Origin of the sequence: Methylibium sp., assembly GCF_035762065.1 — a bacterium.
Classification (GTDB): domain Bacteria; phylum Pseudomonadota; class Gammaproteobacteria; order Burkholderiales; family Burkholderiaceae_C; genus Methylibium.
In genome coordinates, this window is sequence record NZ_DASTPW010000040.1 from 61,598 (window position 1) to 85,853 (window position 24,256).

The 24,256-nt window shown below is 71.1% G+C and carries 25 protein-coding genes and 1 pseudogene; 12 read left to right on the forward strand and 14 right to left on the reverse strand.

The window, feature by feature from the left end; genetic code table 11:
* Window positions 1-42 precede the first annotated feature (42 nt).
* Together VFR90_RS10785 and VFR90_RS10790 are read right to left on the reverse strand one after the other, a co-directional pair.
* Window positions 43-1,479: a pectate lyase gene (locus tag VFR90_RS10785; protein ID WP_326406136.1), complete on the reverse strand. Its 1,437-nt coding sequence runs from the start codon at window positions 1,477-1,479 to the stop codon at window positions 43-45.
* Between the two features lie 56 nt (window positions 1,480-1,535).
* Window positions 1,536-1,946: a hypothetical protein gene (locus VFR90_RS10790; RefSeq protein WP_326406137.1), complete on the reverse strand. Its 411-nt coding sequence runs from the start codon at window positions 1,944-1,946 to the stop codon at window positions 1,536-1,538.
* Between the two features lie 227 nt (window positions 1,947-2,173).
* Here VFR90_RS10790 and VFR90_RS10795 point away from each other — a divergent pair, with 227 nt between their 5' ends.
* On the forward strand, window positions 2,174-2,491 hold the full coding sequence (locus tag VFR90_RS10795; RefSeq protein ID WP_326406138.1) for a c-type cytochrome: 318 nt from the start codon (window positions 2,174-2,176) through the stop codon (window positions 2,489-2,491).
* Window positions 2,492-2,501: 10 nt separating this feature from the next.
* On the forward strand, window positions 2,502-3,806 hold the full coding sequence (locus VFR90_RS10800; RefSeq protein WP_326406139.1) for an NAD(P)/FAD-dependent oxidoreductase: 1,305 nt from the start codon (window positions 2,502-2,504) through the stop codon (window positions 3,804-3,806).
* Between the two features lie 8 nt (window positions 3,807-3,814).
* Here the strand turns inward: VFR90_RS10800 and soxZ are convergent, their stop codons facing one another.
* The 6 genes from soxZ to VFR90_RS10835 all read right to left on the reverse strand — a co-directional run bounded on the left by soxZ (window position 3,815) and on the right by VFR90_RS10835 (window position 10,975).
* The gene (soxZ, locus tag VFR90_RS17675; protein WP_414676524.1) at window positions 3,815-4,603 is read right to left on the reverse strand and encodes a thiosulfate oxidation carrier complex protein SoxZ; all 789 of its coding nucleotides are present in this window, start codon (window positions 4,601-4,603) and stop codon (window positions 3,815-3,817) included.
* Window positions 4,604-4,687: 84 nt separating this feature from the next.
* Complete coding sequence (locus VFR90_RS10815; RefSeq protein ID WP_326406140.1) at window positions 4,688-6,244, reverse strand: alkaline phosphatase D family protein; 1,557 nt, start codon at window positions 6,242-6,244, stop codon at window positions 4,688-4,690.
* A gap of 11 nt (window positions 6,245-6,255) precedes the next feature.
* Window positions 6,256-6,384 (reverse strand): hypothetical protein, encoded by a 129-nt coding sequence (locus VFR90_RS10820; RefSeq protein WP_326406141.1) that lies wholly within the window; start codon window positions 6,382-6,384, stop codon window positions 6,256-6,258.
* Window positions 6,329-6,688 (reverse strand): hypothetical protein, encoded by a 360-nt coding sequence (locus tag VFR90_RS10825; protein ID WP_326406142.1) that lies wholly within the window; start codon window positions 6,686-6,688, stop codon window positions 6,329-6,331. The genes VFR90_RS10820 and VFR90_RS10825 overlap by 56 nt, the downstream gene beginning before the upstream one ends.
* A 26-nt stretch (window positions 6,689-6,714) precedes the next feature.
* Window positions 6,715-8,586, reverse strand: a complete 1,872-nt coding sequence (locus tag VFR90_RS10830; protein ID WP_326406143.1) for a phytase — start codon at window positions 8,584-8,586, stop codon at window positions 6,715-6,717.
* A 10-nt stretch (window positions 8,587-8,596) separates the two neighbouring features.
* Window positions 8,597-10,975, reverse strand: a complete 2,379-nt coding sequence (locus VFR90_RS10835) for a TonB-dependent receptor (RefSeq protein ID WP_326406144.1) — start codon at window positions 10,973-10,975, stop codon at window positions 8,597-8,599.
* Between VFR90_RS10835 and VFR90_RS10840 the strand changes: the two genes are divergently transcribed.
* From VFR90_RS10840 to VFR90_RS10855, 4 genes are read left to right on the forward strand one after another with little or no spacing between them, the layout of a single operon-like run.
* The gene (locus VFR90_RS10840) at window positions 10,938-11,495 is read left to right on the forward strand and encodes a hypothetical protein (RefSeq protein ID WP_326406145.1); all 558 of its coding nucleotides are present in this window, start codon (window positions 10,938-10,940) and stop codon (window positions 11,493-11,495) included. The genes VFR90_RS10835 and VFR90_RS10840 overlap by 38 nt on opposite strands.
* A gap of 58 nt (window positions 11,496-11,553) precedes the next feature.
* Window positions 11,554-12,837 (forward strand): DUF3422 family protein, encoded by a 1,284-nt coding sequence (locus tag VFR90_RS10845; protein WP_326406146.1) that lies wholly within the window; start codon window positions 11,554-11,556, stop codon window positions 12,835-12,837.
* An 11-nt stretch (window positions 12,838-12,848) separates the two neighbouring features.
* Window positions 12,849-13,628: a leucyl/phenylalanyl-tRNA--protein transferase gene (gene aat, locus VFR90_RS10850; RefSeq protein ID WP_326406147.1), complete on the forward strand. Its 780-nt coding sequence runs from the start codon at window positions 12,849-12,851 to the stop codon at window positions 13,626-13,628.
* Window positions 13,625-14,371 (forward strand): arginyltransferase, encoded by a 747-nt coding sequence (locus VFR90_RS10855; RefSeq protein WP_326406148.1) that lies wholly within the window; start codon window positions 13,625-13,627, stop codon window positions 14,369-14,371. The genes aat and VFR90_RS10855 overlap by 4 nt, the downstream gene beginning before the upstream one ends.
* 39 nt (window positions 14,372-14,410) lie before the next feature.
* Here VFR90_RS10855 and VFR90_RS10860 read toward each other — a convergent pair whose 3' ends face one another.
* Both VFR90_RS10860 and VFR90_RS10865 read right to left on the reverse strand, forming a co-directional pair.
* Window positions 14,411-15,049: a CoA transferase subunit B gene (locus tag VFR90_RS10860; protein ID WP_326406149.1), complete on the reverse strand. Its 639-nt coding sequence runs from the start codon at window positions 15,047-15,049 to the stop codon at window positions 14,411-14,413.
* 2 nt (window positions 15,050-15,051) lie between these two features.
* The gene (locus VFR90_RS10865) at window positions 15,052-15,771 is read right to left on the reverse strand and encodes a CoA transferase subunit A (protein WP_326406150.1); all 720 of its coding nucleotides are present in this window, start codon (window positions 15,769-15,771) and stop codon (window positions 15,052-15,054) included.
* An 87-nt stretch (window positions 15,772-15,858) separates the two neighbouring features.
* Here VFR90_RS10865 and VFR90_RS10870 point away from each other — a divergent pair, with 87 nt between their 5' ends.
* Window positions 15,859-16,461 (forward strand): LuxR C-terminal-related transcriptional regulator, encoded by a 603-nt coding sequence (locus tag VFR90_RS10870; protein WP_326406151.1) that lies wholly within the window; start codon window positions 15,859-15,861, stop codon window positions 16,459-16,461.
* A gap of 119 nt (window positions 16,462-16,580) precedes the next feature.
* A pseudogene (locus VFR90_RS10875) lies at window positions 16,581-16,985 on the forward strand (glycosyltransferase); the annotation flags it as partial.
* Here the strand turns inward: VFR90_RS10875 and VFR90_RS10880 are convergent.
* From VFR90_RS10880 to VFR90_RS10895, 4 genes are all read right to left on the reverse strand, one after another.
* The gene (locus VFR90_RS10880; RefSeq protein WP_326406152.1) at window positions 16,986-17,471 is read right to left on the reverse strand and encodes a copper chaperone PCu(A)C; all 486 of its coding nucleotides are present in this window, start codon (window positions 17,469-17,471) and stop codon (window positions 16,986-16,988) included.
* Between the two features lie 66 nt (window positions 17,472-17,537).
* Window positions 17,538-17,957, reverse strand: coding sequence for an acyl-CoA thioesterase (locus VFR90_RS10885; protein WP_326406153.1), 420 nt, complete (start codon window positions 17,955-17,957; stop codon window positions 17,538-17,540).
* A gap of 14 nt (window positions 17,958-17,971) precedes the next feature.
* On the reverse strand, window positions 17,972-18,631 hold the full coding sequence (locus tag VFR90_RS10890; protein ID WP_326406154.1) for a YceH family protein: 660 nt from the start codon (window positions 18,629-18,631) through the stop codon (window positions 17,972-17,974).
* A gap of 115 nt (window positions 18,632-18,746) precedes the next feature.
* A complete protein-coding gene (locus VFR90_RS10895; protein WP_326406155.1) occupies window positions 18,747-19,529 on the reverse strand; it encodes an SDR family oxidoreductase in 783 nt (260 codons plus the stop codon).
* A gap of 238 nt (window positions 19,530-19,767) precedes the next feature.
* On the opposite strand from VFR90_RS10895, the gene VFR90_RS10900 reads away from it, so the two are divergent.
* The 4 genes from VFR90_RS10900 to VFR90_RS10915 all read left to right on the forward strand — a co-directional run bounded on the left by VFR90_RS10900 (window position 19,768) and on the right by VFR90_RS10915 (window position 24,172).
* The gene (locus tag VFR90_RS10900) at window positions 19,768-21,360 is read left to right on the forward strand and encodes a DUF4331 domain-containing protein (protein ID WP_326406156.1); all 1,593 of its coding nucleotides are present in this window, start codon (window positions 19,768-19,770) and stop codon (window positions 21,358-21,360) included.
* 22 nt (window positions 21,361-21,382) lie between these two features.
* Window positions 21,383-21,697, forward strand: coding sequence for a hypothetical protein (locus VFR90_RS10905; RefSeq protein WP_326406157.1), 315 nt, complete (start codon window positions 21,383-21,385; stop codon window positions 21,695-21,697).
* A gap of 124 nt (window positions 21,698-21,821) precedes the next feature.
* On the forward strand, window positions 21,822-23,000 hold the full coding sequence (locus tag VFR90_RS10910) for a tetratricopeptide repeat protein (RefSeq protein ID WP_326406158.1): 1,179 nt from the start codon (window positions 21,822-21,824) through the stop codon (window positions 22,998-23,000).
* Window positions 22,997-24,172 (forward strand): HupE/UreJ family protein, encoded by a 1,176-nt coding sequence (locus VFR90_RS10915; protein ID WP_326406159.1) that lies wholly within the window; start codon window positions 22,997-22,999, stop codon window positions 24,170-24,172. The genes VFR90_RS10910 and VFR90_RS10915 overlap by 4 nt, the downstream gene beginning before the upstream one ends.
* The last annotated feature ends 84 nt before the right edge of the window (window positions 24,173-24,256 follow it).

Genomic DNA, 24,256 nt, shown 5'->3' on the forward strand with positions numbered 1-24,256 from the left:
ACGGCGGCGTGGTTCGCGAAAGGGCCGGGCGGCCCGGCGAACTCACTCTTCTTCCGGCTCTTCCTCGTCTTCGTTGGGGTTCCACTCGCTGCCGGGCTGCATCGGCGGCACGCCACCGGACGCGGTCGTCGTCGAACCCCGCACGTTCTGCTGGTACGGCGAGCGCACCATCGTGCTTTCGGAGCCGTCGGTCTCGACGTTGCTCAGGGTGATGTAAGCGCTGCTCGAGTCGGTGCGCACGATCGACTCGTCGCCGTTGACGAACCGGCTGTTGTTGATCTGGATGTTGGTGCTGATCTCCTGTCCGCCGTTGGTGCGGATCGCCTTGCCGAAGGTGTCGGCGTAGAAACCGTTGACGGTGAAGCTGCCGCCCGCATTGAGCTGGAAGATCTTGTCGGTGGCGTTGAACGCGCCGCCGCCGTTGATGACGACGTCGCCGTCCTCCTTGACCGTCAGCGCGTCCTCGCCGACGTCGGCCCACCACACGTCATCGAGCTGGGCATCGCCGTAGGTGTGCACGCCGTCGGCACCCGAGATCTGCACGTTCTTGAGCTTCGCGCCGTTCTCGAGGATGAACACCGGCTTCTGGCCTTCGCCCTGGCCGCCATCGCCCAGCGACGCGCCAGCCTTGTAGAGCTTGCCGCCGCCGTCGAAGGTCTCGCCCGCCTTGACGACGATCGGCTCGTTGACGGTGACCTCGCCGGTCGCCGGCGGCAGCGCCTGCGGGCGCCGCGTGGGATCCGAGCCTTTCGGGCCGTCGGTCGGCCCGGTGTCGCCGCCGGGCGGCGTGCCGCCCCCGGGCGGGGTACCGCCGCCGACATCGTCGTCGCCCTTGGGCTTCTTGCCGCGCTTGGTGTCGCCGGTATCGCCGTAGTCGCCCTTGCCGCCACCGCCGCCCGGCCTGCCGCCCGGCTTCGTGCCGGGGCTGCCCCCGCCGCCGCCGGGGCCGCCGAAGCCGGGCGAGTCGCCGCCCGGACCGCCGAAGCCTTCCGAGGGCTCTTCGTCGCTGAACGGATTCTTGTTGCCCATCAGCATCATCAGCATCATGAGCAGCTGCATGATCATCTCGAGCGGCATCCCGCTGCCCGAGGAATCATCGAAGAGGCCGGAGTTGCCGGTGGTGGCGCCGACCGGGGCCTGGTCCATGTAGCCCGCGCTGTCGGTGTTGTTCCAGCCGAGCGGGTCGCTCGAGCCGAACGGGTCGGAGCCGGTCGCGCCGGGCCCACCGAAGCCGAACGGGTCGGAGCCGCCGCCCATGGGACTGCCGTTGTTCATGCCGCCGAGAGCGTCGTTCATCGGCGACAGCATCTGCAGGAGCTGCTGCATGAACTGCATGATGAACATCAGCATCATGATCTGCTGCAACGGATTGCGCGACGCCGAGCTGGCGAGCGGATCGTTGCTGGACTCGACGTACGACATCTCGGGCCGGTACGTCGGGGTCCACATGGGGTTCTGGGTCATGACGGGAGCCACCATGGCAAGCCTCCTTGATCAAGCGGTTGAGAAGGTGAAAACGAAAGGCGTCGCGCCGCTCAGTCGGCGTCGGTGCCTGCTCCCGGCTCCGGCGCCTGAGGCGCTTCGCCGGCGAAGGGATCGCCGAGCGAGTCGACGAACGACTCCATCAGTAGCAGCAGCAGCATTTGCGCGACCGAGTCGGACGGCTCGTCCCCGCCCGCCCAGTCGGAGTCCGGCCCGGCGAACGGGTCGGCGAGTGCGCCGGGGGGCGGGCTGACGTGGCCGTCGCCGGCTTGCGTCGCAAGCATGCGCATCAGCGGCTGCATCGCGCCGTGGATCAGCGTCAGCAGCCCGAGCATCTGCATCGGGTCCGGGTTCTCGCCGGGGGGCGCGGCATCGTCGTGCCAGGCGCGGTGCTGACGCGATTCGTCGGAGAACCGCGTGAGCCGGCGGTCGGGCGAGGGACCGGACTGGACCGGTGGCGGCATGGGGGTTCCTGGTACCGATGACGACGGGCGCAGCGCGGGATGCGTTGCGTGAAGGCATCCTCGACGAGCCGGCCCGCCGGCCTGCGCATTGCGGCGAAGCCCTGCACGGCACAGCGAAGTGCGTGCCACCAACCTCCGCCGTTCGCCCCGACCACCGGGCTTGCCCATTTGCTTATGCCGGATCGCGTCGGCACCATCGCGCCCGTCGCAAGGACGAGGAGATCACGATGGATTCGAGCCCCGGTGTCGTCGCAGCCCTGCTCGCGCTGGCCGCCCTCGCCGTGCCGGCGGCGGCGCAGGACGCGAAGGCGCTCGCGACCCGCAGCCTCGCGGCCACCTGTGCCAACTGCCACGGCACCGACGGCAAGGCCGTGCCGGGCGAATCGATGGCGCGGCTCGCCGGGCTCGACGCGGCCTACTTCACCGAGCAGATGAAGGCCTTCCGCGACGGCAGGCGCCCGGCCACCGTGATGCACCAGCTGACCAAGGGCTACAGCGAGGAACAGATCGCCGCCCTCGCCGCCTACTTCGCGGCACAGAAGTAAGGAGAGCACGATGCGACGCAGACAACTGATCCGCAGCCTGGCAGGCATCGCGACCACCGGCGGAGCGCTCGCGGCGCTCGGCGGCTGCGCCTCCAGCAAGGGCGTTCCGGCCAGCGCGAAGGTGGTCGTCGTCGGGGGCGGCTACGGCGGCGCGACCGCGGCCAAGTACGTCCGGTTGCTGTCGGAGCACAGCATCGACGTGGTGCTGATCGAGCCGGCCGAGGCCTTCGTCTCCTGCCCGATCTCGAACCTCGTCGTCGGCGGCCAGCGCACGCTCGCCGACGTGACGAGCCCCTACGACGGCCTGACGACGCGGCACGGCGTGCAACGCGTGCGGGATCGCGTCGCGAGCATCGACGCGCAGAAGAAGACCGTCACGCTCGCCGGCGGCGCGAGCATCCGCTACGACAAGCTCGTCGTCGCGCCCGGCGCGGACTTGATGTTCGACAGCGTGCAGGGCCTGCGCGAGGCGAACGCCAGCGGGCGCATCCTGCAGGCTTGGAAGGCGGGGCCGGAGACCGCCGCGCTGTGGAAGCAGCTGGAGGCCATGCGCGACGGCGGCGTCTACGCGATCACCGTGCCCGAAGCGCCCTACCGCTGCCCGCCCGGGCCCTACGAGCGCGCGAGCGTGGTGGCGGCCTACTTCAAGCGCGCGAAGCCGAAGTCGAAGGTGCTGATCCTCGACGCCAACCCGGACGTCACCTCGAAGGGCGCGCTGTTCAAGAAGGCCTGGGCCGAGCTCTACCCGGGCATGGTCGAGTTCCGGCCGCAACACAAGGTGATCGCGGTCGATGGCACGCGCTCTTCTTCCGATCGCAGCACCATCAAGTTCGAAGTGCAGGCCGACGTGCAGGCCGACGTCGCCAACGTGCTGCCGCCGATGCGCGCCGGCGCGATCGCGGTGCAGGCCGGGCTCGCGAACTCGAACAACCGCTGGGTCAACGTGAACTGGCTCGACTTCGAGAGCACAGCGCAGAAGGACATCCACGTCGTCGGCGATTCGATCCAGCTGGCCGCGGGCATGCCCAAGTCGGGCCACATGGCGAACTCGCACGCGAAGGTCGCGGCCGCGGCGATCGTCGCGGAGCTCAAGGGCTGGGAAGTCAACCCGCGGCCGATGCTCAACAACACCTGCTACAGCTTCGTCGGCGACGACAGCGTGATCCACGTCGCCAGCGTCCACGAGTACGTCGCCGCGGAGAAGACCTTCAAGCCGGTCGCGGGCTCCGGCGGCGTCTCGGCCGAGCGCTCGGCGCTCGAGGCGCGCTACGCACTGGGCTGGGCGAAGAACATCTGGGCCGACGCGCTGGCCTGAACCGCCCGTCAGGCCGCGGCGACCGCGACCTCGTCGGCGCGGGTCGCGCCGCGGTTGTCGGCCCAGGCGAGCGCGAGCCGGTCGCCCGCCTTCGCGCCGCGCAGCGCGAATTGCAGGAAGGGGTTCTTCGCGACGGCAGTGCCCCACTGCGCGTTCAGCACCGGCTGGCCGTTCAAGCGCGCGACCACCTGCTGGATGTGCCAGGCAGGCACCGTCTGGCCGGCGGAGTCCTTGCGCTGGCCGCTTTCCATCTCGTGCTTCATCAGCGCGCGCACCGTCAGGGCCTTCGCGCCAGGGCTCAGGCGGATCAGCGTCGGCTCGACCTTGGTCGAGCTCACCGGCTCGGCCGCGCCGCCGCAGCCGCCGAGCGTGATCTTCACCTCCTTGCTCGCCGTCAGCACGCGGCCGTCGGCCATCACCACGAGCGCCGCGACCGGCGAGGTCTCCTGCATCTTCAGGCGCACGCCGAAGCTCGGCTCGATCGCGTCGCCCGGCTCGAACCATGCCGCGAGCCAGGTCGGATTGCGCTCGACGCCGACGAGCAGCGCCTTCACGCCGGGCAGCGCGCAGCCGAAGGTGATCGGCACGACCGAGCCGTCCTCGAACAGGTCGGGCGCGGTCAGCTGGACGTCCTTGCTCGGCTGAGGCGCTTGGAGACCGAGCGCCTTGATCGCCTGCGGCAGCGTTTTCGCATCGAAGGCGGCGCGCCGAAAACCCGCGACATCGTCGGCACGGGCGCCGGCCCAAGGCAAGGCGAACGAACTGAGGCTCAACAGCAGATCACGGCGGCTCGGCATGGCGCAACGGTACTTCGATGACGTCGGCCGCATGCTAAGAGCCGCAGCACGGGCCGCGCCAGGCGCGGGTCTTCGCCGGGCCGGCTACTCGACGCGCAGCCCCGGCCGCCCGGCCTCGACGCTGACCGCCGCCACCGTCTCGACCGCGCTTTCCGCACGCATCGGCTCGGCCACCGCGCGGAACTCGGCGCGCCAGCGCTTCGTATCGACGGTGTGCCGGGTCCAGCCGCGTTCGCGGCTCGCCAGCTTGATGTGCGGGTTCTCCTGCTTGAGCGTCGCGAAGAACGCATCGCTCGCGCCCGACGGCGCGGTCGAGCCCACCGCGTAGCCCAGGATCTCGGAGCCGACCGTTGGCGACTCGAGGTTGCGCCAGTCACGCTTGAGGTCGGCGGCAACGCCGTAATGCAGATCGCCGCTCAGCACGATCGGGTTCGGTGCCCGGCTGTCGGCCAGCAGGTCCATCAGCCGCTGGCGCGCGAGCGGCGTGCGGTCCCACTTGTCGGACTTCGGCACCGCATGCGCCTGGGCCATCAGGATCTGCTGGGCGAGCACGGTCCACACCGGGGCCGCGCGTTCCTTCAGGCCGTCGGCGAGCCAGGCCTCCTGCGCGGCGCCGAGCATCGTGTGGCGCGCATCGGCATCCGCCGGGCTGCAGGCGCTGGTGAGCTTGCCGTCACAGAAGCGGCCGCTGCGGAACAGCCGCGTGTCGAGCGTCGAGAAGCGCATCAGGCCGCCGACCTCGAAGCGCCGATAGGCGCGCAGATCCGGGCCGCGCGGCAGCGCGCTGCGCCGCACCGGCTGGTTCTCGTACCAGGCCTGCAGTGCGGCGGCGCGGCGCAGCAGCAGCACCTCGCTCGGGCGCTCGTCCTGCTTCAGGTCGGCGATCCAGCCGTTCTCGACTTCATGGTCGTCGTAGCTCGCGATCCACGGCGCACAGCGCGCGGCGGCTTGCAGATTCGTATCGAGCCGGTAGATCGCATAGCGCAGCCGGTAGTCGTCGAGCGACACGCATTCGTCGACGGCGATCGGCAGTTCACGCGCCACGCGCCCCGGATCCTGGGCGCGCAACGCGCTGCGGTACTCGTAGATGAAATCGCCGTAGCAGTAGACGAAGTCCGGCGCGTCGCGCGCCAGATCGGCCAGCGCATGGAAGTGCGCGTATTCGTAGCGCTGGCAGCCGACGACGCCCAGCCGCACCGGCTGCAGCGCGCCGGGCGCCGGCAGCGTGCGGGCGCGGCCGACCGCGCTGCGTTCGTCGTCGAGCGTGAAGCGGTAGAAGTAGTCGCGTCCGCTCTGCAGGCCCTCGACCTCGACGTGCACCGTGTGGCCGAGCTCGGCGAAGGCGATCGCCCGACCGTGCATCAAGCCGCGCTTGAAGCGCTCGTCCTCGGCGATCTCCCAGCCGATCTCGACGGCCGCATGCGGCATGCCGCCGTCGGGCAGCAGCGGCTGCGGCGCGAGCCGCGTCCACAGCACGATGCCGGTGGACGAGGGGTCGCCGGAGGCGACGCCGAGCGGGAAGGGATACGCGGTGAAGCGCGGCGCCGCGCGCAGCGGTGCGATGCCGGCCGCGCCAAGCAGCGGCAGCGCCGCCGCGCCGAGCAGCCGCCGGCGCCCGGCATCGATCGTCGATCGCGCCATCGCAGCCCCGACTACGGCGACACCGGCAGGCCGGTCTCGAACGAGCGCGCGGCCGCGTCGGCCAGGCGCTGCGCGGCAACGCCGTCAGCCACCGTCGTGCGGAAGGCGCCGCCCGAGTGCAACTGCTCGAAGAAGTGCACGGCCTCGGCGCGGTAGGCGTCGCGGTAGCGCTGCAGGAAGAAGTGCTCCGGCTTGTCGCTGAGTTTTCGGATTGGCCGCCTCGGCGCGCACCTGCGCGAAGATTTCGCCGGCGCTCTTGCGCACCATCGAGACCTTCACCCCCGACTCCTTCTCAAAGGCGACGCGCATCAGCTCGCACCAGTCGTTGTCGGCCGCGCACAGCACGTTCAGGCGTTCGGCCGCCGCGCCGTGCTGCGCAAGCGAGAGCGCCAGCACGGCGGCCGACGCCGAAGCACGCGCGAATCGAAGCAGTCGGGCCTGCATCCGAAGCACTCCTTGCGTGAAGCAGCTCAGCGCAGGCCGAGCGCGGTCTCCACGTCCTGCCACGAAACGTACTTGAAGTTCTGCGGGCCCATCGGCAGCGTCTTGTGGCCGTCCTGCACCACCAGCAGGCCGCGCGGGTAGTCGGGGCCGAGCGCGGCGGCGGTCACTTCGAGCCCGTCGGTCTCCGAAGCGCCGTCGATGCCGCGCTTCGCGTCGATGCCGATGCGAAAGGCCCCGCGCGTGCGGTACGGCGGCGCGGCATCCACCACCAGGTAACTGTCGTTGCCCTGGCTCGAAATCACCAGGAAGGCCTTGTCGCCGCTGCGGTGCAGGCCGACGCCTTCGACGTCCTTTTGCAGCAGACCGCCGACCTTCACAACCGGCTGGAGCACCGGCGGCTGATCGGCACGCGACGAAAGCGCCCAGACGCCGGCCGCCTCCTCGCCGACGAAGACGCGCTCCGCGGCCTCGTCGACGACGCAGCCCTCGGGCTGGGTGGCGACCTTGAAGCGGCGCAACTCGCGCGCCTTCCACTGCCCCGCCTGCTGCTCGACGCGAACGTGCAGGTAGCTGCCGTCCTCGTCGTTCGCGTAGACGTCCAGTTCGCCCGCCGGCGTGCGGCCGGTGCACATGCCGTAGATGTCCTTCAGCGGCAGCGGCAGGCGCGCGGCGTCGGCGACGCGGCCTTCCGCGTCGATGGTGAAGACCGCGAGGCCCGGCAAGTCGCGGTGCGTCGCGACCGCGACGTCCACGGCCCGTCCGTCGATGCGCAGGCCCTGGCGCAGATCGACGTTGTTCAGTCGGCCCGTGGGGAGGAATTGCGTCTCGCGCCCTGCGAGGTCGTAGACATGCAGGCCCTGCTTCTTGTTCGTGCCGAGAACGCGGCTCGCCTGCGGGTTGACCGGGTGGACCCAGATCGCGGGATCGTCGGCTGCATCGCCGAGCGTTCCGACCGGATCGGTCTGCGCGCGCGGCACGACGATCGCGAGGGGCTGCGGCGCCGCCTGCGCCGCCGCGACCGGCTTGCCCGCCAGCCGCCGCGACTGCCAGCCGTCAGCGTCCTCGCCGAGCCAGTGCAACTGCATGCCTTCGGCGGCCGGCGTGACCGCCAGCGCTTCGAGCTTGCCGCTGCCGGCGGCGGGAGTCACCGCGTTCAGCGCCCAGGCGCCCTTCGTCTCCTGCAGCAGCGCGAGCCGTTCGCCGTCGCCGACCGCCAGGCCGCCGGGCACGAGCGCGAGCGGCCCGAGCGCCGAGCGCAGCTGGCCCCAGGGCGCCGTCTGCGCGACGAGCCGCCGCGTGGTCGAGCCCTCGCTGGCGATGTCGTACTGCCAGACGCCGAGCGCTTCCTCGCTGACGTAGAGCCGGCCGTGTTCGTCGTCCGCCCGACAGGACTCGGAACCCTGCGGCAGCGCGCGCTCGCGCACCAGCCGATGCGCGTCGTCCTGCACCAGCCACTGCTCGGCGCGGCCGTCGTCGCCGATCACGAACAGATGCAGCAGCCCCTGCGCGTCGCGGTGCAGGCACAGCGCCTCGACGTTCAGGCGCGTCGGCGGCAAAGCCGCGAGCGTGCGCAGTTGCGCCGGCCGCCCGTCGGCCGCCGGCTCGCCGCGCAAGAGCAGCGGCTGGCTCGAGTTCGAGTCGAGCAGCACGGCGACGAAGCCGGCGCCGTCGGGCCGTGCGTCGAGCTGCTTGCCCCGCACGGCGAACTTGCCCTGCTCGGCGCCCTTCGCGTCGAGCCAGCGAAGCGCCTTGCTTTCCAGCGACAACCAGGCGCCGCCGGACAGCATCACCGCGTTCTTTGCCTTGGGCGGCGGCGCGGCCTGCGCGAGCACGGCCGCCAGCGCCAGCCCGACCGCCACGCCGGCCGCACGTCGCGGCTTGATCTGCTTGAAAGGCATCGAGGTTTCCTCAGAACAGCAAGGCACGCAGGCCGAGCTTGTAGGTTCGACCGTACTGCTCGTACTGGAAGTTGTAGGGCCGCGAGCCCTGGTAGGCGTAAAACTTTTCGTCGTTCACGTTCTGGATCTCGAAGCTGAGCTGCAGCTTTGCGCTCAGCTTGTATTGGAACGAGAAGTCGATCTGCGTCTGCTTGTCGACGATCGCGTCGCGGCCCGCGTCGAGCACGTCGCCGATCTCCAGGATGTACGGCGACTTGCTGTTGACCGCGATGCGCGTGCTTATCGGCCCTGCCTCGTAGGCGAGGCTTGCGTTGAACACGCGGTCCGACTGGCCCGGCAGCGAGATGTTGCGGCTGAAAGTGGTGCCGCTGTCGGCGTCGAACTGCGCGATGCGAGCCTTCGAACGGGTGAAGGTCGCGTTGGCACCGAGGATCAGGCCGTTGAACGGCTCGGGCAGCATGCGCAGCGCCTGCTGGTAGGCGAGTTCCAGGCCGCGCACCTTCGCGCGCTCGCCGTTGACGAAGGTGATCGCATCGTCGAAGCCGACGTAGTCGCCGGTGCCCGCGAGGTTGGTCTGGTAGACGAAGTTCTTGATGTTCTTCGTGAACAGGTAGGCGGACATCGCGCCGTCGCGGCCAAGTGCATGCTCGATGCCGAGGTCGAAGTTCGAAGCGGTCAACGGCTCCAGATTCGGGTTGCCGAACTCCGCCTCGGTCGCGCTGCTCTGCACGAAGCCCGGCGACAGCTGCTCGAAGTTGGGCCGCACCACGGCGTTCGTCCAGGCGGCGCGCACCGAGGTCTGCTTGCCGAGGTTGTAGCGGGCATGCAGGCCGGGTAGCACGTCGGTGTAGCTGCGCTCGGCGAGCACCGGATCGAAGGTCTCGTCTTCCTCGTTGACGCGGGTGCCGCGGGCGCGCAGCTTGGTGCGCTCGACACGCACGCCGCCCATGAACCAGAACTTGCCGACGGTCGTCGAGCCCATCACGTAGGCGGCGTCGATGTCCTCGTTGATCGAGAAGTCGGCGACGGTCGAGTCGATGCCATCGCGCGCACCGGCGCGCGGCAGGCCGGCGACCCGGGCGCGCACCAGTGCCGGGCTGATCGACGGCCCGAAACGGCCGAGCGCGTAGTCGACCGGGCCGCCGGCGAAGGCCGTCAGCGAGGTCGAGCCCGGACCCCAATAGTTGCCGCTGGTCGGGTCGTCGTCGTCGTAGCTCCAGACCTCCTCGTCGGAGCGGGTGCTGCGGCGGCTCGTCTTGCCGCCGAACTTCAGGTCGAACTCCCGCTCGCCGAGTTCGAAACTGCGGGTGATGTCGAACTTCAAATGGCGCTCGCGGTCCTGGCTGTCGCGGGCGGACAAACGCAAGTCGTCGAGCTCGTAGCTCGCGGCGTCGAAGGCCGCGTCGGGCGCGATCAGCCGCGGCGAGCGCGTGTTGGTGAAGCCGACGCCGGCGAAGGGGTCGCTGCCGACGAAGCGGGCGTCGGCGATGCTCTCGGGCGTCTTCTCGCGCGCGCGGCTGGTTCCGCCGCTCGCGTCCAGCCCCCAGTCGCCGAACTTCTGCTCGGTACCGATCACCACCGACTGGATCGTCTGCGTGAACTTGCGCTGGCGCAGCCGGCGTTCAAGCTCGGCCTCGGCGAGCTGGCCTTCGACAACCGTGTCGTCCTCGAAGTCACCGACGGTCAGCCGGTCGCGCGACTCGCTGTCGCTGTAGCGGCTGGACAGGCCGCGCAAGTAGTACTTCTGTTCGTTGCTCGGCCGGTAGTCGAGCGTCAGCGCGAGCGCGTCGCGCTGACGCTGCGGCAGGTAGTCGCGCAGCTCGAAGCCTTCGAGCGCGTCGCCGTCCCAGCTGCCGCCGGTCTCCACGTTGTCGGAGCCGAACTTGCGCTTCTCGTGGCTGAGCCCGAGCGCGACACCGAACTTGCCTTCGGCGAAGCGGTCGGCCCAGAGCGAGCCGAGCTTGCGGCCGTACTGGCCGGTGTTGCCGTCGCGGCTGCCGCCGACGTCGACCGACATGAAGGTGCCGGGCAGGTCGAAGGCCGACAGCGTCTTGATCTCGACACTGCCGCCGAGCGAGTTGGCGTCGCGGTCGGGCGTCAGCGTCTTGCTCACCTCGAGCGAGCGGATCAGGCCGGCGGGCAGCACGTCGAGCGCGACGCCGCGGCTGCTGGCTTCGGGCGACGGCACGCCGGCACCGTTGATCGTGGTCGCGTTCAGGTCGGCGCCGAGGCCGCGCACCGTGATGTAGCGGCCCTCGCCCTGGTCGCGCTGGACCGAAATGCCGGGGATGCGCTGCAGCGCCTCGGCGGCGTTGGTGTCCGGCAGCTTGCCGATCCCATCGCTGCGCACGATGCTGACGATGTTGTCGGCGGCTTGCTGGGCCTGCATCGCATCGCGAAGAGCGGCGCGCTGGCCGGTGACCTCGACGGTGTCGAGCTGCGTCGCGCCACGCGTCGGCGCGACCGGGCGCGCTGCCGGCGCTGCCGGCGTTGCGGCAGGTGCGCTGGCCTTGGTGGTCGGCGCCGAGGCGGCCGGCGATGGTGACGAGGCCACCGGCGCCGGCGTTGGTGTGGAGGCCGCCGGAGCCGGCGGCTCGGCCACGGTCTGCGCGAAAGCCGGCGCGCCGAGCGCGAGGCACGCGCAGCTGGCGATCAGCGAGCGGCGCAGCGCGGGAGGGGTACCCAGGCGGGAGAACGGTCCATCGGTCATGTCGAAGCTCCTCGTTGTCTCCGGAATCTTGGATTCGATGCATGACAACCGTTACGGGGCGATCTCCCGCGTCGGGTTGCACACGTGTGCACTGCACGACGCCGCCAAGGCGAAGGCCAGCTTGGCCGCCGTCGGCGGCAACGACGGCGCGGCCGATCTGGCCCGGCTGTGGCTGCTGCACGCGCGTCGCAAGGCTTGAACGTGCGCCACCGAACCCGGCGCTGCACGGCGCGCGCCGGGCGATACATTGCCTCGCCATGCCGACGACGCCTTGCCCGCACCCGCTGCGCACCGCCCTCTACAACGAGGTGCACGCGCGGCCCTACGAACGCATGCAGGCGCCGCTGGCGTTCTCGCACCTGGCCTTCGTCTGCGACGCCGGCGCGCGCGAGGCCGAGCGGGCGCACCTCGAGACGCTGCTCACCGACCTGCACCTGCCAGTGCCGGCAGCCGATGCGAACCACCTGAGCGTCGAGCTGCCCGGCTGCCGCCTGCGCTGGGAGCGGCACACCGAGTTCGTCGCCTATACCGTGCTGCGCGGTCTGAAGCCCGGCGAGGCGCTGGATGCGACGCCGGCGCACCGCAGCCTGCCCGAAGACTGGCTCGCGGCAATGCCCGGGCAGCTGCTGGTCGCCAGCCGCGGCCTCGTGCTGATGCAGAGCGCCCGCCCTCTGCGCGAGCTGGCCGACCGCTGGCTCGAGGCCGACACGCTGGTGGCCGCCGGCATCGCCGACGGCGACCTGCAGGTCTTCGGCGACCTGCGGCTGCACCCCGACGGCTACGGCCGCTGGCTGGTCGGCGTCGGCAACGCGGCGATGTCGCAGCGCAGGCTCGGCCGCTACCTGCAGCGGCTGCTGGAGATCGACACCTACCGGATGATGGCGCTGCTCGGCCTGCCGGCCGCGCGCGCGGTCACGCGGCGGCTCGACGAGCTCGAGCCCCAGCTCGCGCAGCTCGCCGCGTCCGGCCACGGCACGAGCCTCGCGGAAGAGACCGCGCAGCTCGATGCGCTGACGCGGCTCGCGCGCGAGATCGAAGGCGCGTATGCGCAGCACCACGGCCGCTTCTCGGCCTCGTCGGCCTACTTCGCGCTGGTCGAGCAGCGCATCGACGAGTTGCGCGAGGAGCGCATCGAAGGCTTGCAGACGATCCGCGAATTCGTCGACCGCCGGCTCAAGCCCGCGATGACGACGACCGCCTGGGCCTCGCGCCGGCTCGGTGCCTTGAGCGAGCGCGTGTCGCGCGCCAGCGAGCTGCTGCGCACCAGGGTCGAGATCGAACAGCAGGAGCAGGCGCACCAGATGCTCGGCTCGATGAACCGGCGCCAGCAGCTGCAGCTGCGGCTGCAGGCAGCGGTCGAGAGCCTGTCGGTCGCGGCGATCACCTACTACGGCGCCGGCTTGGTCGGCTACCTCGCGAAGGGGCTGTACGCGGCGCGGCTGCCGGTACCGGTGGAGCTGGTGGTGGCCGCCTCGGTGCCGCTGATCGCGATCAGCGCCTGGCTGGGCCTGCGCAAGCTGAGGCGCCGCGTCGAAGCCTGAGGCGTGCCGCGATGCTGACCTGGCTGGAGGCCGACGACCCGCTGCCCGACACCGCGCTGGCCTGGGGCCCCGGCACCGACGCGCCGGGGCTGCTGGCCGCGGGCCGCGACATCTCGCCGCAGCGCCTGGCCGAGGCCTACGACCGCGGCATCTTTCCCTGGTACAGCGAAGGCCAGCCGGTGCTGTGGTGGAGCCCCGATCCGCGCATGGTGCTGCCGGTGGCCGAGTTCCGCGTCTCGCACAGCCTGAAGAAGACGCTGCGCCGCTTCGCGGCCGACCCGGCCTGCGAGCTGCGCATCGACAGCGCCTTCGCCCGCGTGATCGCCGCCTGCGCCTCGACGCCGCGGCCCGGCCAGACCGGCACCTGGATCCAGCCCGCCCTGCGCGCCGCCTACGCCGCCTGGCATGTGCAGGGCGCGGTGCACTCGTTCGAGACCTGGATCGGCGGGCGGCTCGTGGGCGGCCTTTACGGCGTCCACCGCGGGCGGATGTTCTACGGCGAATCAATGTTCGCGCACGCGACCGACGCCTCGAAGATCGCGCTGGCCGCGCTGGTCGCCTTCTGCCGCGCCGAAGGCATCGCGCTGATCGACTGCCAGCAGCGCACCGCGCATCTCGCCTCGTTCGGCGCACGCGAGCTGCCGCGTGCCGCGTTCGAGCAGCACCTGCAGCACGCGGTGCGGCTGCCGCCGCCGGTGCGCTGGACCTATGATGAAACGCACTGGGCGCAGGTCTTGCTGGACCCCGGCCAGCCCACCGCCCAAGACGCCCGACCCACGCGCCCGACGTGACCCACCCGAAAGAACTTCCGCTCGCCTCGCTGCAGTTCTACGCGACGGCGCCCTACCCCTGCAGCTACCTCGGGGGCCGGCTCGCGCGCTCGCAGGTCGCGACGCCGAGCCACCTGATCCACGCCGACGCGTATTCGGGGCTGGTCGCCAACGGCTTCCGGCGCAGCGGCATGTTCACCTACCGGCCCTACTGCGACGGCTGCCGCGCCTGCGTGCCGCTGCGCGTGCCGGTCGCGAGCTTCACGCCGACGCGGAGCCAGCGGCGCGCCTGGAAGGCGCACGGACACCTCGTCTCGCGCGTGCTGCGCCTGTGCTTCGTGCCCGAGCACTACCAGCTCTACCTGCGCTACCAGTCCGGCCGCCACGCGGGCGGCGGCATGGACCATGACTCGGTCGACCAGTACACGCAATTCCTGCTGCAAAGCAGGGTCAATTCGCGGCTCGTCGAGTTCCGCGAGCCCCCGCCCGAAGGCGCCCCGGCCGGCACGCTGGGTGCACTGAAGATGGTCTCGATCCTCGACATCCTCAACGACGGTCTGAGCGCCGTCTACACCTTCTACGAGCCCGAGCGCGGCAGCAGCTACGGCACCTACAACGTGCTCTGGCAGATCGACCAGACCCGCCAGCTCGGGCTGCCGCACGTCTACCTCGGCTACTGGATCGAGAAGAGCCCGAAGATGGCCTACAAGGCGCAGTTCGGGCCGAACGAGAAGCTGGTCGACGGGCGCTGGACGAGCGGCTGAGCCGCTCGCACGAGCCGCCCCAGTGGAGGGGCGGCGAAGTCAGTGGATCGGCACGCCGGTCTTGGCCTGCAGCTCCTCGCGCGTCACGCCATCGGCCAGTTCCACCAGCTTCAGGCCTTCGGGCGTCACGTCGAGCACGGCCAGGTCCGTGATGATCCGGTCGACCACGCCGACGCCCGTGAGCGGCAGCGTGCATTGCGGCAGCAGCTTGAGATCGATGCCGCCGTCCTTCTTCTTCGCGACGTGCTCCATCAGCACGAGGCAGCGCTCGACGCCGGCGACCAGATCCATCGCGCCGCCCATGCCCTTGACCATCTTGCCGGGGATCATCCAGTTGGCGAGGTCGCCGCGCTCGCTGACCTGCATCGCGCCGAGGATGCTGAGGTTGATCTTGCCGCCGCGGATCATCGCGAAGCTGTCGTGGCTGCCGAAGATGCTCGAGCCCGGCAGCGTGGTGACGGTCTGCTTGCCGGCGTTGATCAGGTCGGCATCGACCTGGTCCTCGGTGGGAAACGGGCCGATGCCGAGCATGCCGTTCTCGCTTTGCAGCCAGACCTCGATGTCCTTCGCGACATGGTTCGCCACCAGCGTCGGCAGTCCGATGCCGAGGTTCACGTAGTAGCCGTCCTTCAGCTCGCGGGCCGCGCGGGCGGCCATCTGGTCGTGGGTCCAGGCCATGGTCAGCTCCCTGCCTTTTCGGTCGATCGTTCCGTGATCGTGCGCTTCTCGATGCGCTTCTCGGGGTTCGCGTTGAGCACGATGCGGTGCACGTAGATGCCGGGCAGGTGGATGCTGTCGGGCTCCATCGCGCCGGTCTCGACGATCTCCTCGACCTCGACGATCGTCGTGCGGCCGGCCATCGCCGCCGCCGGGTTGAAGTTGCGCGCGGTCAGGCGGAACTGCAGGTTGCCGGACCTGTCGGCGCGGTGCGCTTTGACCAGCGCCACGTCGGGCACGAGCGAACGCTCCATCACGTAGGTCTGGCCGTCGAACTCGCGCAGCTCCTTGCCTTCGGCCACCAGCGTGCCCACGCCGGTCTTGGTGAAGAAGGCCGGGATGCCGGCGCCGCCGGCGCGCAGCTTCTCGGCCAGCGTGCCCTGCGGCGTGAACTCGAGTTCGAGTTCCCCGGCGAGGTACTGCCGCTCGAACTCCTTGTTCTCGCCGACATAGCTCGAGATCATCTTCCTGATCTGGCGCGTCTCGAGCAGCTTGCCGAGACCGAAGCCGTCGACGCCGGCGTTGTTCGAGATCACGCTCAGGTGCTTCGCGCCGCTGTCGCGCAGCGCGTCGATCAGCGCTTCGGGGATGCCGCAGAGCCCGAAGCCGCCGACGGCCAGCAACTGCCCGTCGTGCACGACGCCGTCGAGCGCCGCGCGGGCGCTGGGGTAGACCTTGTTCACGCTGCTGCTCCTCGGCCATGCGGGCGCGAAGAGGCCCGCAAGCCACGCAATTTACCGCCGGGGCGCTTACGTAAGATCGCCTAAGTCATGGCCCAGACGCCCCTCGCCGCCGCCGTACCGCAGGCCGCCAGCGCCGTCGACCACCGCATCGCTTTCGAGCTCGCGCCGATCGGCATGGTCCTGTCGCGCGAGCGGCAGATCGTCGATTGCAACCTCGCGCTCGCAAGCATGTTCCGCACGCCGCGCGAGCTGCTGCTGGGCCGCTCCTTCAGCTGCCTCTACCCGAGCCTCGGCGAGTTCGAGCACACCGGCACGCGCATCGTCGCGAACCTGCGCGACGACGGCTGCTATGCCGACGACCGCATCATGAAGCGCGAGCCCGCCAATCCGCGCGGCGAGCTGTTCTGGTGCCATGTGAGCGGCCGCGCGCTCGATCGCGCGCGCCCGCACGAAGCCGGCATCTGGACCTTCGAGGACTTGTCGGCGCGCCGTCCGCTGGCCTCGTCGGCGCAGCTCACGCCGCGCGAGCGCGAGATCGCCGCGCTGCTGATCGAGGGGCGCACGAGCAAGCAGATCGGCAAGGCGATCGGCACGAGCCCGCGCACGGTCGACGTCTACCGCGCGCGCCTGCTGCGCAAGTACGGCGCGGCGACGACGCCGGAGCTGGTGCACCGGCTGCTCGGCAGCTGAGACGCTGTCACGCGCGCATCACCTGCGCGTCCTCCCATCGGCCGCCGGGCTCGCCGGCGCTTCCTGCCTGCCCGTGACCCCCGGCTTTCACGCGCTCATCGCCGCGGCGCGCGCGGCTCGAAGCGCGCTGGCGCGCCGCGAAGGACGTGCGCTGGTTCGGCGTGCTCGACGGCCCGGGCCTCGCCGCGCTCTACCGCAGCGCGGACGTGAAGGTCTTCCCCAGCGTCACGGACACCTTCGGCCTGGTGATGGCCGAAGCGATGGCCTGCGGCACGCCGGTCGCCGCCTTCCCGGCGCCGGGGCCGATCGACGTGGTCGGCGCCGATTCGCCGGGCGGTGCGCTCGATCGCGAGCTGCGCAGCGCCTGCCTGCGCGCGCTCGAACCGCCGCGCGACGGCGTGCGCCGGCACGCCGAGCAGTATTCGTGGGAGCGCGCGACGCGGCAGTTCGTCGAAGCGCTGCCGCCGATCGCGGGTGCGCGCGCCGGGGCGCTCGACGCCACGTCGAGCGTCGCGCCCGCCTGATCAGTGCTTGTGCGCGCCGGCCGCTTCGGCGGCCGCGCTCGACTGCGACTCGACCTTCACGTCGACGGTCACCTCGCCGGCCTTCTCGAACCTGAGCTTCAGCGGCACCTTGCTGTCCTTGGCGAGCGGCTGCTTCAGGCCGATGAACATCAGGTGCAGGCCGCCGGGCTTGAGCTCGACGGTCTGGCCGGCCGGCACGTCGATCGCGTCGACAGGGCGCATCTTCATCACGTCGCCTTCCATGCTCATGGAATGCAGCTCGACGCGCTCGGCGAACGCCGCGCTCGCACCGATCAGCCGGTCGGCCTTGCCCTTGCTCGTGAGCTTCAGGAAGCCACCGCCGCCCTTCTGACCCGCGACGGTCGGCCGCGCCCAGGGGTGGCCGACCTGGATGTCGCCGGCCTGGAAGCTGTGGGCCGCGGCGGCCGCGGCGAACGCGAGGCCGAGCGAAGTGACGAGCAGGTGCTTGATCGCGGAGGTCTTCATGGCAGCTGGTTGGGAGGGGACGTCACCGATGCTAGCCAGCGCGTCGATGTCCGATGTTTCGGAAGTTCACCGGACCCGCGCGCGCAGCCAGTCGGGCAGCGGCGCCGACTTCTGCTGCGGAAAGTCGGTCCAGACGATCTTCGCGCCGCCGCTCGCGTCGATGCGCTGCGGCGCGGCGGCACTCGACATCGTCACGTAGGTCTCGAGGCTCGTGCGGCCCGGGTTCGCGACGTAGTGGCGCGCGATCACCTCGCCCGGGTATTCGAACTGGCGGATGAAGTTGCAGAAGGCGTTGACGATCACCGGGCCTTCGCCGTCAGGGTTGGGCGCGCAGCCGATCGCGTCGAACCAGGCGATGCGCACGATCTCCATGTAGCGGAAGTAGATCGTGTTGTTGACATGGCCCATCGCGTCCATGTCGCCCCAGCGGATCGGGATCGTCATCTCGTGCGTAAGCTTCTTCGCCTCGGGCAGGTCGAACCGCATCGGCAGCCTCCTCGTCAGGACAGATCGACGCCGAGCTCGAGCGCGAGCCGCTGCAGCTGCGCCCGAAGGTGAATCACCTCGGCCTGCAGGCGCTGCTGGTTGGCCTTGAGTGCGGCGATCTCGCCGGCCGCGATCGCATCGCCCGCCGCGGCCGTCTCGGGCGCCGCGGTGTCCACCGGCCCGCCCAGCAGCTGCGCCCAGCGCGCCTCGCGCGAGCCGACCGCGCGCGCGAGCTTCACGACCAGCGGGCCGCCCTGTTCGGCCGAGCGCGCCGCGAGTTCGTCGAGGAAGCCCTCGACCGCCGAGATGTCCGCGAAGCGATGCAGCCGCTCGGCGTTGGCGCGCAGCTCGGCGGCGGTCTGCGGCCCGCGCAGCGCCAGCGTCGCGAGGATGGCGACCGACTGCCCCGGCACGCGCAGCACGCGGCCGAGGTTGTGCTCGTAGCGCGCGACGCGGCTGCCCGAGCTTTCGATCACCAGGCCCAGCGACTTCAGCTCGTCGATCGCGCCGAGCACCTCGGCGTCGCGCGCCTCGATCACCGGATCGCGCGCCGTCTTCTGGTTGCAGCCGGCGACCAGCGCGTTGAGCGACAGCGGGTAGCTGTCCGCGACCGTGTGCTGCTTCTCGACGAGCACGCCCAGCACGCGCAGTTCAAGAAAAGCGAGGACTCTCATGCGGCCGGTTCGCCGCACGAGCCCCGCAGGCAGACGCCGCGGACCCGGCTCTGCCGGTCCGGCAGCGTCGCCCCCTCGAGGGGGAGCGCCGAAGGCGCAACGGGGGTGGGTGTCATCACACGCCGAAGCCGTCGTCGGCCTGGATCACCGCGCCGTTGATGAAATGGCTCTCCTTGGCGCACAGCATCAGCAGCGTCGTGTCGAGGTCCTGCGGTTGGCCGATGCGCTTGCGCGGCAGCATCTCGATGAGCTTGCGGCCCTGCTCGGTGTCCCAGTGGTGGTGGTTGATCTCGGTGTCGATGTAGCCGGGGCAGATCGCGTTCACGTTGATGCCGTACCGACCCCATTCCAGCGCCATCGCGCGGGTCATATGCACGACCGCCGCCTTGCTCATGCAGTACACGCCGATCTGGCCGAGCACCTTCAGCCCCGCCATCGACGCGATGTTGACGATGCGCCCGCCGGTGAAGGTGCCCGGCGCCGCGCCCTTGGCCCTCGCGATCATCCGCTTGCCGACCGCCTGCGCGACGAAGAAGGCGCCGCGCGTGTTCGTGTTCATCACGTAGTTGTAGTCCTCCGGGCTCACCTCGGTGAGCCGCTGCGTCGTGCTGACGCCGGAGTTGTTGACGAGGATGTCGATCGCGCCGCATTCGGTCTCGGCGTGGGCGACCGCGGCGACGATGCTCTGCGGGTCGGTGACGTCCAGGCCGACCACATGCGCGTCGCCGCCGGCGCCTTCGATCTCGGCGCGCAGCGTCTTCAGCCGCTCGATGCGCCGGCCGGCCAGCACCACCGCGGCCCCGGCCGCCGAAAGCGTGCGCGCGAACTGCGCGCCGAGCCCGCTCGACGCGCCGGTGACCAGGGCCACGCGGCCCGAAAGATCGATCGCATAGCTCATGACAAAACCCTTGTTCGTGAGGCCCACGCCTGCGCCGCGGGCCGAGGCTCGGGACTATGGCACGCAAGCTTTTCCGGCTCGGGTCCGCGACTTGCCCCGACGCCCGCGCCGCCGCCAGTTCGCTTTGCGCTGCATCCGGTCGCAGCGGGCCTGCGTATGGGGCGGCACACGCTGCCAACCCGCGGGTGATCGGGGGCGTGGCTCGTCCTCGCCCTTCGTCATCGAACCAGGAGACACCATGACATCTCTCGCGCACCCCCGCCACGCGCTGGCTGCTGCCCTCGGCGCCGCCGCACTCGCCGCGACCAGCGGCGCCGCGCTCGCATCGAGCCACCGCGAGGCTCCGGCGATCACGAACTCGCCGAAGGTCGACAGCACCGACTTCTACATGTTCCGCAGCTACGAAGCGGGCCGCGACGGCTACGTGACGCTGATCGCGAACTACTTTCCGCTGCAGGACGCCTACGGCGGCCCCAACTACTTCAAGATGGATCCGAACGCGCTGTACGAGATCCACATCGACAACAACGGCGACGCCCGCGAAGACATCACCTTCCAGTTCAAGTTCAGGAACACGCTGGCCGACATCAAGGTGCCCGCGCTCGGGGCGGAGGTCTCGATCCCGCTGTCTCAGGGCGGCACGATCACCGAGGTCAACAGCCCGAACTCGAACGTGCGGGAGCAGTTCACGCTCGACATCGTCCGCGGCGACCGCCGCACCGGCACCAAGGCCGCGGTCGTGAACGCCTCCGGCGGCGCGGCGCTGTTCGACAAGCCGGTCGACAACATCGGCAGCAAGACCTTCCCGAACGGCTACGCGGCCTACGCGGCGCAGCACGTCTACACCGCCACCATCCCCGGCTGCGCGATGCCCGCCAAGGTGTTCGCAGGCCAGCGCAAGGAAGGCTTCGCGGTCAACCTCGGCACGATCTTCGATCTGGTCAATGCGCCGCTCGCGGTGATCACCGACCCGACGCTGATCGGCGCGGTGCCCAACACCATCGGCAACAAGAACGTCACCTCGCTCGCGGTCGAAGTGCATCGCGACTGCCTGACGGTCGCCGCCGGCGCGACCGGCACCAACGCGGTGATCGGCGGCTGGCAGACGGCCAGCCTGCGCCAGGGCCAGCTGCTTTCGGGCTCGCCGCGCAGCGGCTACGACACGCGCTCGCTCAACGTGGGCCCGTGGGTGCAGGTCTCGCGTCTGGGCAGCCCGCTGGTCAACGAGGTGGTCATCGGCGTGAAGGACAAGGACCGCTTCAACGCCAGCAAGCCGAGCGCCGACGCGCAGTTCGCGCAGTACGTGACCAACCCGACGCTGCCGGTGCTCATCAGCGCCGTGCAGAACCTGGGCGCGGCCGCGCCCACCAACGCCGGCCGGGGCGACCTGGTCGCCGCCTTCCTCACCGGCATCCAGGGCGTGAACCAGCTGACGACGGTGACGCCTTCGGAGATGCTGCGGCTCAACACGGCCATCCCGCCGGTCGCGTTCGCGCAGCAGAACCGGCTCGGCATCGTCGGCAACATCCTCGCCGCAGGCAGCGACAACGCCGGCTTCCCCAACGGCCGCCGGCCCAAGGACGACGTGGTCGACATCGCGCTGGTCGCGGTGATGGGCGGGCTGTGCGTGGCCAACGGCACGACCGACGCGCTGAAGTTCGGCGCAGCCTGCAACCCCAGCGCGGTTGCGGCGCCGCTGCGCGCCAACGGCACGAACGGCATCCCGACGGTGTTCAACCTGCACGACGCGGTCGATCAGGCGGCCGAGACCTTCCTGCCCGGCTTCCCCTACCTCAACACCCCGCTGCCCGGCACGCCGCCCGCGCCGTGACCGCCAGCCACCAGGAGATGCCATGAACAGCGCTCATGAAAGCTTGAGGGCCACGAGGAACCGGCGGCGCGTCGCGGCGACGCTGGCGGTCGCGAGCGTCGCCCTGCTGTCCGCCTGCTTTGGCGGCGGCGACGACGACGCGCCCGCCTACGACTACAACACCGCGGCCGCACCGCCCGAAAGCGCCGCGGCCAACAGCGGCGGCTTCCTCGACTTCGTCGCCGCGCTCGGCGGCTCGTCGCTCGAAGGCCGCGAGCCCTTCGACCTCTCGGCCTTCAACCCGCCGACCGACAACGCCGACACGCTCGAGCCGGCGCGCACCTCGATCGACCAGTGATCCTCGTCGATCGATGAACCAGGGCCGGCCCATGCCGGCCCTTTGCTCCGCAGGGCCGGCCACGCGTCGGCCCTTTGCTCCGCAGGGCCGGCCATGCGCCGGCCCTTTCTACACTCGCCGCCCGATGAAGAACCTGCTGTCGTCGACGCTCGCGGTGCTGCTCGCCGGCGGTGCCTTCGCCGCGCCGCTGCTGCCGCGCGGCGACGACGAGATCGTCGAGGTGCTGCCCGTCACGGGCGGGTACGCGGCCGAACAGAAGAAGCTGCGCCGCCAGCTCGCCCAGCAGCCGCGCGACGCGACGACCGCGCTCGCGCTGTCGCGCAGCACGCTGGCCCGCGCGCGCCACGACGGCGATGCGCGGCTCGCCGGCCAGGCGCTCGGCGCGCTCGCGGCCTGGGACGGCGACGCGAACGCGCCGGTCGAGATCCGCCTGCAGCGCGCGGTGCTGCGCCAGTACCTGCACGAGTTCGACGCCTCCGTCGCCGAACTCGAAGGCCTGCTGCGCGCCTCGCCGCGCCATCCGCAGGCGCTGCTGACGCTGGCGACCGTCCTGCGGGTGCAGGGCCGCTACGACGAATCGGACGCGCAATGCCTGCGCCTGACCGACGCCGGCGCGCCGCTCTACGCGCGCGCCTGCCTCGCCGAGAACCGCGGCCTGCGCGGCGAGTGGGACGCGGCCCGGCGCGAGTTCGACGCGCTGATCGCCGCGCAGCCGGCCAACGCGGGCTGGGTCAACTGGATCCGCACCAGCCTCGGCGAACTCGAGGCCCGCGCCGGCCGGCCTCAGCAGGCCGCCGCGACGCTGCGCGCGGCGCTGAAGGACGCGGACGACAGCTACACCCGCTTCGCGCTCGCCGACGTGCTGATCGACCAGCAGCGCTGGGCCGAGGCGCGCCAGTTGCTCGGCAGCACGCCGCTCGAGCTCGACAGCGAAGCCTCGCTGCTGCGCCGCGCGATCGTCGCGGCGGCCGCGAAGACCGACGACGCGGCGGCGCTGCGCGAGACGATGGCCGCGCGCTACGCGCAGTCGGCGCTGCGGCCGGAGGCGGTGAACGTGCACGCGCGCGAGCGCTCGCGCTTCGCGCTGGAGGTCGCAGGCGACGCGGCGCGTGCGCTCGCGCTGGCGCGCGTCAACCTCGAGAGCCAGCGCGAGCCGGTGGATTTCGTCGTGATGGACCGCGCCGCGCGCGCGGCGGGCGACGCGAAGGCGCAAGCCGAGGTCGCGGCGCTCGCCGAGCGCGTCGGCCTGCGCGACGCGCGGCTCAGCGAGCCGGCGAAGGCGGCCGCGAAGGGCCGGTCTTGATCGCCCGCCGGCTCCTGCGCGCCGCGCTCGCGGTGCTGCTCGCGGCGGCGGGCGGCTCGGCAGCCGCGCACCAGTCGAGCGACGCCTACCTGCGCGCGAGCAGCGATGCGCAGGGCCGCCTCGCGCTGCAAGTGGACGTGGCGCTGCGCGACCTCGACGTGGTGCTCGATCTCGACCGCGACGCCGACGGCCGGCTCGCCTGGGGCGAGGTGCGCACGCGCGAGGACGAGATCGCCGGGCACGTCGCGGCGCACCTGCGGCTGAACGACGGCCGCTGCCAGCTGCAGGCGCAGCCCGGCCTGGCGCTCGACCGCAAGGCCGACGGCGTCTACGCGGTGCTGCGCTATGCCAGCGATTGCGCGGCCGTGCCGGCGCCGGTGCTCGCGTACGGGCTGTTCCGCGAGTCCGACCCGACGCATCGCGGGCTGCTCGCGGTGCTCGACGCCGACGGCAGGCCGACCGGCGCATTGCGCAGCCTGCCGCCGGGCGCGGCGCCGGTGGCGCTGAGCCTCGCGGCGAGCGGTGCACCGAGCGGCACCGAGAGCGAGCCGGCACAGGCGCCGCACGACGCGCGCAGCGGCTTCCTCGAGGGCTTCTTCGGCAGCGGGCTGCACCACATCCTGATCGGCCCCGACCACGTGCTGTTCATCGTCTGCCTGCTGCTGCCGCTGGTGCTGCTCGGCACGAAGGGCGCCCCGTGGCGGCCGACCGCGTGGGCGATGGTGGCGCTGGTGACGGCCTTCACCGCCGGCCACTCGATCACGCTGGCGCTCGCCTCGCTGCGCATCGTCGCGCTGTCGCCCTCGGTCATCGAGCCGCTGATCGCCGCGACGATCGCGCTGACCGCGCTCGACAACGTCAAGCCGCTGCTGCGCGGCCGCCGCGCGCTCGCGGCCTTCGTCTTCGGCCTGGTGCACGGCTTCGGTTTCGCCGGGCCGCTGATCGAGCTGGACCTCGCGCCGGGCGCGATGGCCTGGGCGCTGCTGCAGTTCAACCTGGGCGTCGAGGCGGGGCAGCTGGTGGTCGTCGCGCTCGCGACGCTCGTGCTGTGGCCGCTGCGCGGTCGGCCGGCGGCGCGCACCTTGCTGCGAGCCGGCTCGGCGCTTGCCGGAGTCGTCGCGCTCGTGTGGTTCGCGGAGCGGGTGGTCGGCTTCAAGGTCGTGCCGTTCTGAAGCCGGGGCGGTGAGCCGCCCGCGGTCATCGAACGACCGTGCTCTTTTGCGAGGCACCCTCGTAAACTTCGCCGCTTTCGCATT